The organism is Echinicola sp. 20G, assembly GCF_015533855.1.
In the GTDB taxonomy this organism is placed as follows: Bacteria; Bacteroidota; Bacteroidia; order Cytophagales; family Cyclobacteriaceae; genus Echinicola.
Window position 1 is genome coordinate 3,970,313 of sequence record NZ_AP024154.1, and the last position, 14,169, is coordinate 3,984,481.

Annotated in this window: 13 protein-coding genes; 6 read left to right on the top strand and 7 right to left on the bottom strand. The window is 37.7% G+C overall.

Translation table 11 applies throughout. From position 1 onward, the window contains the following. Window positions 1-122: 122 nt before the first annotated feature. The 3 genes from JL001_RS16095 to JL001_RS16105 form a co-directional block, all read right to left on the bottom strand. On the bottom strand, window positions 123-1,376 hold the full coding sequence (locus tag JL001_RS16095; RefSeq protein ID WP_200977899.1) for a PQQ-dependent sugar dehydrogenase: 1,254 nt from the start codon (window positions 1,374-1,376) through the stop codon (window positions 123-125). A 526-nt stretch (window positions 1,377-1,902) separates the two neighbouring features. Continuing rightward, entirely contained in the window at window positions 1,903-4,005 is a 2,103-nt protein-coding gene (locus JL001_RS16100) for a molybdopterin cofactor-binding domain-containing protein (RefSeq protein ID WP_200977900.1), read from the bottom strand. 6 nt (window positions 4,006-4,011) lie between these two features. Continuing rightward, complete coding sequence (locus JL001_RS16105; RefSeq protein WP_200977908.1) at window positions 4,012-4,467, bottom strand: (2Fe-2S)-binding protein; 456 nt, start codon at window positions 4,465-4,467, stop codon at window positions 4,012-4,014. 266 nt (window positions 4,468-4,733) lie between these two features. Between JL001_RS16105 and JL001_RS16110 the strand changes: the two genes are divergently transcribed. The 4 genes from JL001_RS16110 (at window position 4,734) to JL001_RS16125 (ending at window position 9,031) form a co-directional block, all read left to right on the top strand. Beyond that, the gene (locus tag JL001_RS16110; RefSeq protein ID WP_200977909.1) at window positions 4,734-4,874 is read left to right on the top strand and encodes a hypothetical protein; all 141 of its coding nucleotides are present in this window, start codon (window positions 4,734-4,736) and stop codon (window positions 4,872-4,874) included. A 272-nt stretch (window positions 4,875-5,146) separates the two neighbouring features. After that, the gene (locus JL001_RS16115) at window positions 5,147-7,078 is read left to right on the top strand and encodes a beta-N-acetylglucosaminidase domain-containing protein (protein WP_200977911.1); all 1,932 of its coding nucleotides are present in this window, start codon (window positions 5,147-5,149) and stop codon (window positions 7,076-7,078) included. 437 nt (window positions 7,079-7,515) lie between these two features. Next, a complete protein-coding gene (locus JL001_RS16120; protein WP_200977913.1) occupies window positions 7,516-8,616 on the top strand; it encodes an ATP-binding protein in 1,101 nt (366 codons plus the stop codon). Further along, window positions 8,606-9,031, top strand: a complete 426-nt coding sequence (locus tag JL001_RS16125) for a response regulator (RefSeq protein ID WP_200977915.1) — start codon at window positions 8,606-8,608, stop codon at window positions 9,029-9,031. Before JL001_RS16120 ends, JL001_RS16125 begins: the two co-directional genes overlap by 11 nt. Before the next feature lie 432 nt (window positions 9,032-9,463). Here the strand turns inward: JL001_RS16125 and JL001_RS16130 are convergent, their stop codons facing one another. The 4 genes from JL001_RS16130 to JL001_RS16145 all read right to left on the bottom strand — a co-directional run bounded on the left by JL001_RS16130 (window position 9,464) and on the right by JL001_RS16145 (window position 12,446). Continuing rightward, window positions 9,464-10,288, bottom strand: a complete 825-nt coding sequence (locus tag JL001_RS16130; protein WP_200977917.1) for a siderophore-interacting protein — start codon at window positions 10,286-10,288, stop codon at window positions 9,464-9,466. A gap of 733 nt (window positions 10,289-11,021) precedes the next feature. Then, window positions 11,022-11,384 (bottom strand): hypothetical protein, encoded by a 363-nt coding sequence (locus JL001_RS16135; protein WP_200977919.1) that lies wholly within the window; start codon window positions 11,382-11,384, stop codon window positions 11,022-11,024. Window positions 11,385-11,575: 191 nt separating this feature from the next. Continuing rightward, entirely contained in the window at window positions 11,576-11,731 is a 156-nt protein-coding gene (locus JL001_RS16140) for a hypothetical protein (protein ID WP_236252852.1), read from the bottom strand. Window positions 11,732-12,068: 337 nt separating this feature from the next. Further along, window positions 12,069-12,446, bottom strand: a complete 378-nt coding sequence (locus tag JL001_RS16145; RefSeq protein ID WP_200977924.1) for a GreA/GreB family elongation factor — start codon at window positions 12,444-12,446, stop codon at window positions 12,069-12,071. Window positions 12,447-12,856: 410 nt separating this feature from the next. On the opposite strand from JL001_RS16145, the gene JL001_RS16150 reads away from it, so the two are divergent. Then, on the top strand, window positions 12,857-13,072 hold the full coding sequence (locus JL001_RS16150) for a hypothetical protein (RefSeq protein WP_192010083.1): 216 nt from the start codon (window positions 12,857-12,859) through the stop codon (window positions 13,070-13,072). Beyond that, window positions 13,072-13,866, top strand: a complete 795-nt coding sequence (locus JL001_RS16155; protein WP_200977926.1) for a zeta toxin family protein — start codon at window positions 13,072-13,074, stop codon at window positions 13,864-13,866. The genes JL001_RS16150 and JL001_RS16155 overlap by 1 nt, the downstream gene beginning before the upstream one ends. Window positions 13,867-14,169: the final 303 nt, after the last annotated feature.

The window sequence follows — 14,169 nt, forward strand, 5'->3', positions numbered from 1 at the left end:
TTAGTTTAACCTTAAATGTGGGATAAAAACTGAATCAATAAATAAGCTGTGTTGACAATCCAATTGAGACGATATACTATTGGAAGCAACTGATATCAATAATTAGTGAAATCACTTTTGCTTTAAAGTGTAATGCGATAGAGACTGGCATTGTTTTCATCTGTAACTGCGTAAAGAGCACCATCCATCCCCTCCAACACATCTCTAAATCTTTTGCCTTCCTCCACTAGTAAGCGCTCTTCTGCTACCACCTCATTATCCTCGATTACTAATCTTGCGATGTGCTGACCACTTAGTGCCGCCAAGAATAAATTATTTTCCCATTCAGAGATTAAATTACCTGAATAAAATGTGATTCCACTTGGGGAGATAACGGGATCCCAATAGTATATAGGTTGTTCCATACCCTCCTGATAGGTAATTCCTTGACCAATAGCGCTCCCACTGTATTCTATGCCATAGGAAATAACAGGCCAGCCATAGTTGTTGCCAGGTATAATCAGATTAACTTCATCACCACCCCTAGGGCCTAGCTCTGCCTCCCATAAGTCTCCAGTAACTGGGTGAATGGCTATTCCTTGGACATTTCGATGCCCATAGGAATAGATTTCAGGCAGCGATTGGCTTTCTCCATAAAAGGGGTTACTTTCTAATGCATTTCCTTCCGTGGATATGCGGAGGATTTTTCCAAGGGCAGCATCAAGTTCTTGGGCCTGTCCCCGGATACTCGCACTGGATCTTTCTCCGGTGCTGACAAACAAATTTCCTTCCCCATCCCACTCCAGGCGAGAACCGTAATGAGCTGTTCCATTGAATTCAGGTAGGGCAGTATAGATAACTTCAGCGTCTTCGATCTGCTGTTCATCGTTGGAAAGCCTTCCTTTAGCCACTGCTGTAGCAGTTCCTTGACCGCCATCTTGTGAAAAAGTCCAGTAGATCATTCTGGTCGTGCTAAAATCTGGGTCAATAGCTACATCCAATAAGCCTCCTTGCCCTGAACTATTGACTGTTGGTAAACCATTTATTGGATTACTTACCGTACCTGTCAGAGATATTATCCTCAAAGTACCCCTTTTTTCGGTTACGATAATTCGACCGTCAGGCAGATTGCTCATTCCCCATGGGCTTGTCAAGCCATTAGCGAATACCTCCACCGTGTAAGCCGTTTCTGTCTTATTTCCATTGGCCCTGGTTTGATTGTCAAAATTAGGAGAGTAGCTGGTGTTGGGTTCCAATGTTTCTACTGGAGGCAGATTTGATCCATCAGGTGTTTCAGGTTCTGGAGAATCAGACCCTCCATTGGTATTACATGCAATTATACTAATTGAAATTAGAAAAAGGTTTAATATTGACTGGAGATACTTTTGGGTTGGCATGGTTAGAGTTGGTTTAGGTAGAGCTTTGGTTTATTAATACCGTATTCTTATATAACGGTTTAAACTATTAAATAGTGGAATGAATCCAATATTTTATTGGTCTTATTATGTAATATTTATTCGAGTTGGTTTACCTATTCCAAGGTTTTCAGTATTTGATTTCATGTTGGCTACATTTAGTTGTTTAGTTTTAATAAAGGTCTCCAATTTGCTATGGATTAAATTACATATACGAAACAAAGGACTATGAAAATCAAACAAATACTTAAAATTGAGATGAAATAAGGAGGTCTGTGTATAGTACAACTTAGTTATATAAAGCTTCTATTAGTAAATGCCTAAAAATCTATAAGATTGAAAAATTACTCATTTACAAAAGCTGATTTACTGAATATGGTATTGGTACCAAAAATTAGCAATTTAATACTAATATGATGCCAATATCATTATATTTTTTTGTTTTGATCCCTGCTTAAGATCTGTAAATTATTAGGGCCAAGAACGGTTCGGTTTGTAAAGGCTTTTATCAACCCAGTTGTTCACTGAATGGCATTTTGCGAATTCTTTTTCCGGTCGCGGCAAAAATCGCATTGGCTAAAGCAGCTGCTACTGGAGGCAGGGCAGGTTCCCCTAATCCAGTTGGTGCCTCATCAGATGTCACAAAATCAACCTCAATTTCAAGCGGAGCATCTTTCATTCTTAGAAATTTGTAAGTGTGAAAGTTGGTTTCAGCGACTGCTCCATCCACAAAGGTGACCTTCGGAAACATGGCATGACAGATTCCGTCAACGATAGCACCCTGAACTTGGTTTTCTGCTCCACTTCGATTGATTACACGTCCACAATTGACCGCACAATAGACTTTGACCACCCTCGGTTTACCATTGACCAACTCAATGTCTACCACTTCTGCTGCATATGAACCAAAGGAATACCATGTAGACATCCCTCTGAAAAGTCCCTTAGGTGTGTTGCCCCAATTGCTCATTTTTGCAACGAGTTCTACCACTCCCTTATATTTATCTGGGTCATAGGATAAACGACCAATAGGAGTCATTTTAGCCTGATTAAATAATGCGAGTCTAAAGTCAATAGGATCTTTTTTCAATTCAATACAAACCTCATCCATAAAGGATTCAGCCACATAGGCCAAGGTACATGCTCCGGGAGCTCGCCACCAACCTGTGGGCGTGTTGCTCTCAAACCCCTGTCCGATACAACGGTAGTTGTCCAGGGCTCCAGCCACATAGCTATTCCCTCTTGCACCACGACCTATACCTACTCCTGATTGGTACCAACCTAATAGTCCATCTTCAGAAAGTGTAGCCTGATACCTGTACATTTCGGCTGGTCGGTAAAAGTCATTCTGCATATCATCCTCCCGGGTCCATTGAACCTGTACTGGTGATTTGGCTGCAGCAGAGATCAAAGCAGCTTCTACGCCATTATCCGTCATCAATTTCCTTCCAAAGCCGCCACCTTGTCTAGGCATGGCTACTTTAATCGCTTCTTCTGAAATGCCTAATTTTTCTGATACTTGCTTTCTAAGGGAATCTGGCACTTGGGTTGGTCCGAATAACTCCACTTCATTTTCTTTTACATCTGCAAAAAAATTAAGTGGTTCCATCTGCCCATGGGAAAGGGTGTGTATTTCATAAGTTACGTCCAATACTTTAGAAGCAATGCTCTTGGTTGCCTCAAAATCACCATCATTTCTGACCGGCTCAATATTTGCATCCATGACCATTTCTTTAAAAGAGTCAAAGTGCTCAACAGTATTTTCAAGCTTTTCGGCCGCTTCCCATTCTATTTTTAATGCATCTCGGCCTTTCTTGGCCGCCCAAGTAGAGGTAGCCAACACAGCAACAGAATTTTCTAATTTAATAACTTTTTTAACGCCATTCACTTCAAGGGCGTCTGAGTCATTGACGGATTTTAGTGTTTTCCCGTAAGCTGGGGAACGAGAAACCATGGCAAACAACATACCCTCTCGACGGGTGTCGATTCCAAAAAGAGGAAGCCCAGAAGCTATTTTTGAGGCATCTACATCATTGACCCTGGAGCCAATAATCTTGAAGTCCTTTGGATCCTTTAGTTTTGGAGAGCTAGGGACTTCCACCTTGGTGGCTTTGGTAGCCAATTCTCCATAGCCTAATGTTTTTCCAGTACTTTTATGTTTAACTATCCCATTTTCAGCATGACACTCAGAAATTGGTACACCCCAAGTCTGAGCAGCAGCTATGGTCAACATTTCACGCGCGGTGGCACCTACAATTCGTAATTCTTCAAACCTTCCTCTGATGGAGCCACTTCCACCGGCCCTTTGTCTTCCAAATTCATCTTTTAATGGGGCAAACTCCACTTTTACATCTTGCCAATCAACTCCTAATTCTTCAGCAATGATCATAGGTAATGAAGTCTTGACACCTTGGCCTATTTCAGGGTTTGGGGCCATGATGACTACCTTTCCGTCTGAATTCAAAGAGATATAAGAATTGGGCGAAAATAGATTTTCAGTAATTTGTTCTTCGCTCGGGTTGGTGTTTAAAAAAGAAAAGCTCATAAGCATCCCTCCACCAGAAATGGCTGAAACTTTTATGAAATTCCTTCTGGATATTGTTGGTCTCATACTTCTTTATAATTTTTCTGATGCAGAATGAATGGCTTTACGGATCCTTACATGTGTGCCACATCGGCAAATGTTGGTTATAGAACGATCGATTTCCTGATCGGTGGGTTTTGGGTTTTTGGTAAGCAAGGCTGCGGCAGCCATGATCTGCCCTGCCTGACAGTAACCACATTGGGAAACATCATTTTCTACCCAGGCTTTTTGCAACGGATGCTCTCCACTTTCACTTAGCCCCTCGATCGTCACAATTTCATTATCGGATACAGCCGAAATCGGTAAGACGCAGGACCTGACGGCATTTCCATTCATGTGAACAGTACATGCCCCACATTGTGCCACTCCACATCCGAATTTAGTGCCTAAAAGATTTAGGTGATCACGTAATACCCATAACAGCGGTGTATCATCATCTACTTCTGCCGTCATTGTTTGACCATTCACTGAAAGTGTATATTTTGACATATTTATAGCGTTACGTAGTGGTGAAATATTGTAAAATTCAATATAGATACTCTAAATTATAGAAACTTAAGTTTTTCAAACTATAAGTTACAAATATCAAATAGGATTTAGGCTTATGTTTCTTAAAATAATTAAATACGTTTTTTGAGCATTACTATTCATAAAATGATTGTTTTTTGGACCTTAATTTAGCCTTTACATTAATGCATATTACCGGTTTTGTTCAACCCAAATAAGAATGGCTCTAGGAAATAAATAACAATACCATGAAAGATTATGTTTATGAGCCTTTTAATCGTTCTTTGAGATCTGAGGTGAAAGAGCTCAATTTGTTCAACGAAACCTATTTGGATGCTCGGATTGGGGAAGTAAGAATACCAAGAGACTGCAATCAATATTTGAATTGAAAAAATGGAACGATAAGCAGATTGTTTTGAAAGACATGGCTTCTACTTTATAACCGGGCTTTCAGATTTTAAATATTTAATTATAATGATTTTGAAATCGAGGTGTTATTGTAAATATTTTTTCATTATAATATTGATATTTAAAAAAATTATAAAAGTTTGATTTGTTGTTTGAATTAAATACCTTGTTGTCAGCTTTGTTTCTCTGAGTGATTGAAGTTTTCTAATGAGAGAAAGACGACATTTATAAAATCCTAATCCCCTTCAAACCAATGAAATCCTTTATCATGAGCTTCATGCTTCTCGTATTGAGTTGCAGTTTTAGTTTTGCACAAATTAACAATCAAGCTAGAATTTTATACAGACCATTAGTTTTTCCGGAACCAGTTTCATTGCAATTGAAGAAAGGGGAGTTTTTAATGACTCCAACCGTTACGCTTGTCAAAAATAAATTGAGTCCCGAAATAGAAGAACTGATTATTGCAGCATTAAATAAAGCGGGAGTTAATGATATAAATTACGCGAAGAATCTGCCAGATCATTTAGATCATACTTACATAGTTGTAGGGTCAAAAAGTGAAGAAACTATTCAAGCAGCATTGGATAAAGTTAACACAGGAGTAGAATCCAGAAAGGAAGCTTATACCTTGGCAAGTGCTTCCATAGATGATGGATCGCTTGTAACACTAGCTGGAAGTGACGAAAACGGGCTGTTTTATGCTGCCCAAACATTCAGTCAATTGGTCATGCAGGAGGCCATATCGAACCTTGTTATTCAGGATTATCCGGCAATGCCAATTAGAGGAACAATTGAAGGCTTTTATGGAAAGCCATGGTCTATGGAAAGTAGAAAAGCGCATTTGGAATTTTTGGGTAGCGTCAAGGCAAATACCTATGTATATAGCCCAAAAGACGACCCTTATGCCAGAGACCAATGGCGAGAAGCATATCCCAAGGAGACCTTGGAAGAGTTAGCTGCGCTGGTTGAAACCTCTGAAAAGAACCATGTTAATTTTGTTTATGCGATTTCACCAGGTCCAACGATTTGTTTTTCTAATTCGGGCGACCTTGAGGCTTTAAAAACGAAATTTGAGAAATTATATGCCATTGGAGTGAGGGATTTTTATGTGGCACTGGATGATATTGAATATACTAAATGGAATTGTGATCAAGATGAAGCTTACTATGGTGAATCTGGAACGACCGCTGCAGGGATTGCCCAGTCTGAACTTCTCAATAAGCTCCAGCAAATTCTAGATAAAATGGATCCAAAAATCAGTCCATTGATAATGGTGCCTACTGAATATTATAATGCCAGTGAGAGTGACTACAAGAATGCGTTGATAGCAAATTTAAATCCTAAAATAGTGATTCAATGGACAGGTACAGATGTGGTGCCACCATCCATATCCAATCAAGATGCAAGTAAGGCCACCAAAGCATTTGGCAGGAAAACACTCCTTTGGGATAATTACCCTGTCAATGATTTTGGCCAAACTATTGGTCGACTATTACTTGCTCCATATAGATATCGCGAGGCAGGTTTATCCAAGGAATTATCAGGTATCCTGTCTAATCCTATGAATCAGGAAATGCCAAGTAGAGTTGCTGTAACCGGGGTTAGTTCATTTGCTTGGAATGATAAGGCCTATGATCCAGATATTATTTGGCATATCGCTGCGCAAAATCTGGCAAATGGAGATAAAAGGGCAACTGACGCGCTATTGATGTTTTTTGATACCCAGCACCTAGCGCCTACTTTCGGAAGTCAACCTTGGCAAGAACAGGCGCCAGTGTTGAAAGCAATACTTGATAACATTAGAAAAGTGTTGGCTTTTGGAGATCCCGATTCAAAAGAAATAGAAATCAATAGTTTAAAAAAATACGCCAATAAATTCTATCAGTCTCCTAATATTATTCGTGCCGTGGTTGATCCTGTATTTATTGATGAAGCTGAACCTTGGTTAGTAGCGATGGAAATATGGGGCAAAGCCTTAATCCTAACAGCTGAAGGGTTAGAAGCTGCCAACAGTGGTAATAAGAATTGCCAAGTTTACTTTTTAAAAGCCAAAGAACTTGCTAAAGAGGCCTCTGAGGTTTTAAGCATACCTGGTGCAACTAGATTTGATGGGAAAATAAAGATTGCTGACGGTGTTTTGGATGTTTTTATAGAAGAGGCTCCAAATTTAATTTATTGTCCATGACTAATATGCGATAAATAATCCTTGTAATTTGACCCAAAGCCATGTTTTTCTTAAGAAAAACATGGCTTTTACTATAGTTGAAACTTTAAATAGCTACTTTAATATCCCCTGAGAATCTAAAATTTTAACTATCATATACTTATAAACTGATTTTAAATAGTGTAGGGAGTATATTTTTAAAGTGTTTTTTCCATTAACCGACCCTTTATGGTGGCAAAGTACCATGCATATAGATTTTTTGAGATTATCCGATTGTATTTTGAATTATTCTTTACTTCCAATTAATATTGTAATCAGATTATTGACATTCAGATACACTAAGGGGTATTTGATGTAATAATTTAACAGCGTATACAAACACCTTAGAGGTTTTCTCCCATGTCTTTAAATAGAAATGCTTAAGGGAGAAGGCTTTGATCACCCGAATTTATTATCACATGATTTCCAACAAAGATTACCTGAGCAAGGCCATTCATGATATAGAAGACTATGCTATTATTTTCATGAACCCTGATGGGATTATTTTGGACTGGAACCTTGGTGCTCAGAGAATTAAAGGATATGAGGCCCAAGAAATAATCGGTCAAAACTTCCGTAAGTTTTATTCCCAAGAAGACCTGGGCTTAAAAAAACCTGATAGCTTGATTGAGCTAGCATTGAAAACTGGCAAAGCAATAGATGAAGGTTGGAGGGTAAGAAAGGATAAAAGTCTATTTTGGGGCAGCATTACTATTACCTGTGTTCATGATGATTCAGGAAAGGTGATAGGTTTTAGCAAAGTTACAAGGGACCTTACAGAAAGAAAAAAGGCAGATGATCTAAAAGAGAAGTTTATCAATGATATAACCAGAAAAAACAAAGAACTGGAGCAATTCACCTATTTAGCATCACATGATTTGCAGGAACCGCTACGCACAATAAATACCTTTACAGAATACTTGATAGATGAACTTCAAAGTGATTTTGTAAAAGAGGATTTGATTCAATATGCAGAATTTATTTCTACTTCTTCCAAAAGGATGAGTGATTTGGTACATGGATTACTCGAATATTCGAGATTGGGGAAATCAGAAACTTTTAAGTCAGTGGACATGGAAGCATTGGTTGAAAATGTTTGGTCTGACATTTCAAATCTAGTATCTAGAAAAAAAGCCCAGTTAGATTTGAAACCTTTACCAAAGGTCAATGGTTATGAGACGGAATTACGTATTCTTTTTCAGAACCTGATTACAAATGCACTTAAATTCAACATTAGTGATTCACCAAAAGTTGAAGTTTCAGCCCTTAAACAAACAGAATCTATCCTTTTTGCTGTAAAGGACAATGGGATAGGTATTGAAAAGAAAGATGTGAATAAGATATTTCAAATATTCAAAAGGCTGCACAACAGAAATGAGTATGAGGGATATGGTATTGGCTTGTCCCATTGTAAAAAGATTGCTGAATTGCATCATGGAAGATTGTGGGTAGAGTCGGAAGCTGGGAAAGGAAGTATATTCTTCTTCGAATTACCTTTAAGTATAAAAGATGAGTACTAAAATAAAATCAATTTTGTTGGTGGATGATGATGAAGCCACAAATTTTGCCAATCGTAAAATACTTACCAAACTTAAATTGGCCGAACAAATCAATGTTGCACTGAATGGTAAAGAAGCAATAGAGTTTCTTAAAAATGATGAGTCATTTACAAATCAAGACAAGAACTTAATTAGGCCTCAATTGATCTTATTGGATATTAATATGCCAGTTATGGACGGATGGGAATTTATGGAAGCATATAAGAATCTTTCTCATGAAAGAAAAGCAGATGCGGTGGTAGTCATGTTAAGTACATCAGGAAATCCGGACGACATCAGCCGTGCAGCTTCTTTTCCTGAAATATCAGGATATAATACCAAGCCCCTTCGTCCAGAGGCATTAAAAGAAATACTGGATCAGCATTTCCCGGATTGATAGGTCAATCCTACTGGAATTAGTGAAATTATAATTTTAAACTCTATTTTCCAGCATCCCCTACAAGTAGATGGTCAATTATCAAGCCAAGGTATAGGCTATTTGAAAGACCTGTTTTCAGATAAATAGACGTACACAAGAAGCCCTCAATGACAACGGCCATCAGAACTTCTACAAAACATGAGTAAATAGCGAGGGGGTTTGGATTATTCCTACGTTTATGTCTGGAAAAATAATAGTAGGGTTTCTCCTTAAGTTTAAGTTTGATGCTATTTTTATATGCTGATTTCGACCAATGAATATTGATTTTAAAACCATATAGATCTTAGGATTTAAAACTCATAATTATTGATGATCAATCGTGCAAGTATGTAAGATTTGTTGGAGTGGTATTAGAGGAGGCAATCAGGCATACCCTTATCAGGTTGAGGTTCAATTACCGCGATGAGCCACAGCTGCCCGGTCGGCAGAACTTTTATCTTCACTTTGTCCTGCTTTCCAATAAGAATAAGCTCTCCATTCGTGTCGAAGGAAATCAGAGTTGCGAAAGTAATTTTGGATGACTTTAATGGAGTGGAACTCTCCTGCAGAGAATACAAACTTCCTTAGGTTTTTAGGAAAGTCAATTCTCTCTACTTCTCCAAATAAAGAGGATCCTTTCTCTGGAGTAGGATTATAGATCCATGAAACTGAAATGTTTTCTGGTTTTTCAAGTGTTAGGGTATCCTCAGGACCAGGTACTTCAATGATTGCAACTCCTTTTGCATCGCTAGGGAGCTGAGACAGTATTACACTGATAACAGGAAGGGCAGTATGGTCACCGATCAGGGCATAAAAGTCGGCTTCCATGTACAACTCTTTACCTTTCATTTTCATTAATACCCCAATTTGGTCACCCTTTTTAGCATTGAGTGCCCATTTGGAAGCTGGCCCGTTTTCTCCATGGGCGACAAAATCAACAGTCATTTCTCCCTTATGGGTATTTAGATCTCTTAAAGTATAAGTTCTGACAATTGCTCCAGCTGCTCCGTTTTCTTGTTTACTTTTGGGGGCTAAGGGAAGCTGCATCGGAACGGCTGGGTCTGTAGGGATCAAAAGCTTGTTGTTATCGCCAACTTGCGCCATTGAAAAGTTCTTCAGGTGTTCTCCTTCAAGGATTAACCTAATATAATGGGGAGTAAGGAGTGTTCTTGATTTAACCTTTAGGATACCACTCATTATTTTGGGAGCGGCTCGATCTTCATTGTTTTCTCTCATATTTTTGGTATTAACTTTAGAGCAAGAATAATCTTTTAACAAGCCTTTTTGATCATTTAGTTCTGGCAGTTATTAAAAATATTAAGCGTCTCTATTGCCTGATAGGTTGAAAGACATTGAACTATGCAATCGATTCTCTTTGGTGTAGCCGAATCCATTACAATAATGTTCTTGAATGATTATTGCAACGTAGGTCATATTGTTATTGTAAGATTCAAACATATAAAAAAAGGTGGTATTTCATCAATTGAGTTGATAACAAAGATTAACCAAAACACCATCTATTAACAGTTTAATAGATCAATTATTTAAGGTAGATCTGGTTATATATGGCTTTTATTGGTTGTATATACATGTCGTTTATTGATTATTTTAAGCAATTCAATTCAGTATGCAAAAAATATATTTATTATAAAATGTAATTTATATTCGTTTTTTTGTTGTATATTTACATTGGTTAGGTGATAAGATGTTTTCAAGTGGTTTAAGGTCTAATGTAATGATAGGTCATACTTACTTAATCAGAAAATGGGTGATTTTTTTCTATCCTACCCGATTTTTAGTTTGGATAGACTGGTTGGGGGTGTTAATGATGTAAAATTGACATTGAGACTTTGCTTGCTTGAGCATTAGGATCACTAGAGAATCTATTCTCTACTTCATAATTTGAATCAGGATAAGTCTTTGGCTTATCCTGTTTTATTATGGCGGAAATTCAATAATTTAAATTACATCAAGCGACCGTAACGACTATAATCAAAATGAGGCATATGGAGGTATAAAAACATCCGGTAAATGAAAGGATATGTCTTTTTAAAATGCTTCTGGAAGGTTCATTAATAGATGGATTGGATTCTTTTTTTCTTTTTTGACCATTTTTATAATAGTGGAACCTTTTTGATTTTTCAACCAAGTAAATTTCAAGAACCCAAGCTAAAAAACAGCAGAAAGCTGCTCCCAGCAAATACCTGGTATCCAATTGGTAGCCTGTTAGCATAAAGGATAAGACTGTAACCCCCAGTGTACATAATTTAATGGAAGCCGATATATCCGTTGGGCTGGTATCCTTTGAAAAGTGGAATAAATCTTTAATCATACTGTGTGTGGTATATGATGCACACAAATTATGCACAAGGGTTTAATTATAAAATACCCCAAAAGGGGTATTTTATATATGTATTGAGTGTTTTTTTAACACTAACATATTGTGGATAAATAGATTGTAAAATTCATTATAGGGTAACTGGCTATGAATGTGCTTCAGGAACAGGTTATTAATAGAGAAGGTCAATAGTGCAAATATTGTTCATACATTCCTGCATAATAGCTTGTTTTTGACCTAAAGTCCGCCCAGGCCACTTCACCATCCGTACCGATCAAACACTCGCTGATCACATAACAGTCCCCAAGAAACGGACAAACATCCTTTTGGTCAGGCTTCAATCTGTAAATTGGCCCTATCAAGAACAGGCTCAACCATATGGACAAAGGAATGACTTGATCCCTCAGGATAAAACGAATTCATCTAGTAAGACAGGTAGCATCAAATTGTTTGACCATGGTCATATACTATTCATAATTTTCCCTGTAATGATATGCTTTCTTCATGCTCAGGTGAAATGATTTATAAGAGAGTGAAGTGACAAAGGAATATCCTTTTTTGGTTTTTGGTAAGATATCAGCTTCCAGGGCATTTTAACCTTACATCACTTGGGTAAATCCCGTTAGCGAATACATAAAGTAAATCCCCCAAGTGATTATATTGACCTGGGGGATTATATTATTTGTTCTGATCTACTTTTAAGATCTTGAGCTGCCGCTCTCCTGCTGGTAAGGTCCAACTGAATTGATGGCCTTCCTGATATCCAATCAGTGCTACAGCCAATGGTGCCAAAATGGACACCTGGCCAGTCTTGATATTGGCATCTTGGGGAAGGACCAATGTAAGCTTGATGGTGTTTTTAAAGGTCAGGTCCAATACCTCGACAGTGGAATATAAACGTACTATCCGTTCATCAAGCAGGGGATCCTCCAAAACCTCACAGTTTTTCAGTTCATTTTCCAATGGCAATAGGTCGTGGTGCTGACCATTGGATCTAGATGATAGGAGGATATTTCTAATGGTTTGATAATCTGATTTTCTTATCAATGGTTTCATAAAATTCATGTTTAAATATGGTTCAAAAATTAGTTGACCAACTGGGGACTTTTGTCAACCGTTGTTTCTTGATATATCAACTATAGGACATTTCAGGATTTTAAAAAGATAATCGCTCTCCAACAAAGCCCTGTCGGAGAGTTAATGAATAAAGGCTTTACTGCAGGAGAACCACAAGACCATTTTTCTTATAAATGTGAGACAGTCTTTAACTTTAAGCTTGTCCCTCCTATGGGGGTGTTTTATTTGTTTTGGGGATTATTTAGTTTTTATTAAACATTTTAAGTTTTTTTTATCCGGTTTGTTTGCCATTAATAATGGGTTTTGAACAGTCTTTCTATGATCTGCGTTATATCATTTAATGGAATGTAGTTGTAGTTAGTCGCTATTTTTATAATATTGTAAATGTTATGAGTAAGGATAAGTTAAGATATATCAGCACCCGTTTGGTAGAAAGGAAATCATCAAAGGCCTTTAAGGAAGGGGCCAAAAAAGCCATGGAGATCAATGGATATGTGATGGTCGCCGAGAAGGGTTGGGTAGTCAAAAAATATGAAGATGGGCATATAGAAAAAGTAAAGGAAATCAGCCATGGAAGTGATAACCAAAAACTGATTCTGGACTGATGACCAAACGCATGCGAATATTTGCTGGTCCCAACGGTTCAGGCAAAAGTTCCATCATAAAAGCCATTAGAAATACCGAAGTTCAAAGTGGTAAAACACTGGACTTCGGTATTTATATAAATGCAGACGATATAGCTCAAGACCTTTACAATAGTGGACTTGATTTTTCTACATATAAAATAATATATGATCAGCAGGAGTTTGAGGAAGTTGCTCATAATTCTGGATTGATCAGAAGAGAATTTCCACTACCTAGACTGATGCAATGCATAAAAGTATCCAATAACCGTTTAAAGGTCATTCGAAAAATTGCAGATGAAAAGAATGACAATCCATATGAAAGGATCGCCCAAATACTGGCTGATTTTTTAAGAAAGAAATTATTAAAAGAAGGAGTGAAATTTTCCTTCGAAACGGTTTTTTCTCATCCGAGCAAAGTAGCAATCATCAAACAGGCTAAGGAAGCAGGTTATAAGGTTTACCTTTACTTTGTTTCCACAGAAGATCCAACAATAAATGTTCATAGGGTAAAGAAGGTCAGGGTTCCCCAGGATGGACACGATGTTCCAGAGGATAAGATTATTGACAGGTATTACCGCTCCATGGATTTGTTATACAAGGCAGCCCAGCATTGTTACCAGGCTTATTTTTTTGATAATTCCAAAGAAGGAGAACGGCATAACCTATTTGCACATTTCAAGCTGAATGGAAGAGGAAAGAAGGTTTGGAATGATATCAAAAATGAAGAAGTGCCGGAATGGTTCAAGCATTATTATTCGGGGAAAATTGGTTGAATTATTAAAATCGTCACGCCTAAGAAAAGTATATCTCTTTTTGCTTTTCCTCGAGGAAATCACAATTCCAGTTATGCCGAACAAGTTATAATCTTGGGAGCTGGTGGTAGTAAAGAGGAGACGTCGTGGGAACGTCGAGGGGATGTCCGAATTTTATTTGGTGGTTTCTGGAGAGAGAAAAGGGTAGGGCTTCTCCTATGGATTTTCCCATGCCTATGATAACCCTAATATGTCCTTAGCATACGAGGCGTTTATTTTTGGCAGGATACAAAAAAAGGGGATGAATAACTCTTTTAAGATCGA

Bases quoted from the DNA above. Each gene is read 5' to 3' on its own strand.
- JL001_RS16095 (WP_200977899.1), bottom strand. From the start codon at position 1,376: ATGCCAACCCAAAAGTATCTCCAGTCAATATTAAACCTTTTTCTAATT.
- JL001_RS16100 (WP_200977900.1), bottom strand. From the start codon at position 4,005: ATGAGACCAACAATATCCAGAAGGAATTTCATAAAAGTTTCAGCCATT.
- JL001_RS16105 (WP_200977908.1), bottom strand. From the start codon at position 4,467: ATGTCAAAATATACACTTTCAGTGAATGGTCAAACAATGACGGCAGAA.
- JL001_RS16110 (WP_200977909.1), top strand. From the start codon at position 4,734: ATGAAAGATTATGTTTATGAGCCTTTTAATCGTTCTTTGAGATCTGAG.
- JL001_RS16115 (WP_200977911.1), top strand. From the start codon at position 5,147: ATGAAATCCTTTATCATGAGCTTCATGCTTCTCGTATTGAGTTGCAGT.
- JL001_RS16120 (WP_200977913.1), top strand. From the start codon at position 7,516: ATGATTTCCAACAAAGATTACCTGAGCAAGGCCATTCATGATATAGAA.
- JL001_RS16125 (WP_200977915.1), top strand. From the start codon at position 8,606: ATGAGTACTAAAATAAAATCAATTTTGTTGGTGGATGATGATGAAGCC.
- JL001_RS16130 (WP_200977917.1), bottom strand. From the start codon at position 10,288: ATGAGAGAAAACAATGAAGATCGAGCCGCTCCCAAAATAATGAGTGGT.
- JL001_RS16135 (WP_200977919.1), bottom strand. From the start codon at position 11,384: ATGATTAAAGATTTATTCCACTTTTCAAAGGATACCAGCCCAACGGAT.
- JL001_RS16145 (WP_200977924.1), bottom strand. From the start codon at position 12,446: ATGAAACCATTGATAAGAAAATCAGATTATCAAACCATTAGAAATATC.
- JL001_RS16150 (WP_192010083.1), top strand. From the start codon at position 12,857: ATGAGTAAGGATAAGTTAAGATATATCAGCACCCGTTTGGTAGAAAGG.
- JL001_RS16155 (WP_200977926.1), top strand. From the start codon at position 13,072: ATGACCAAACGCATGCGAATATTTGCTGGTCCCAACGGTTCAGGCAAA.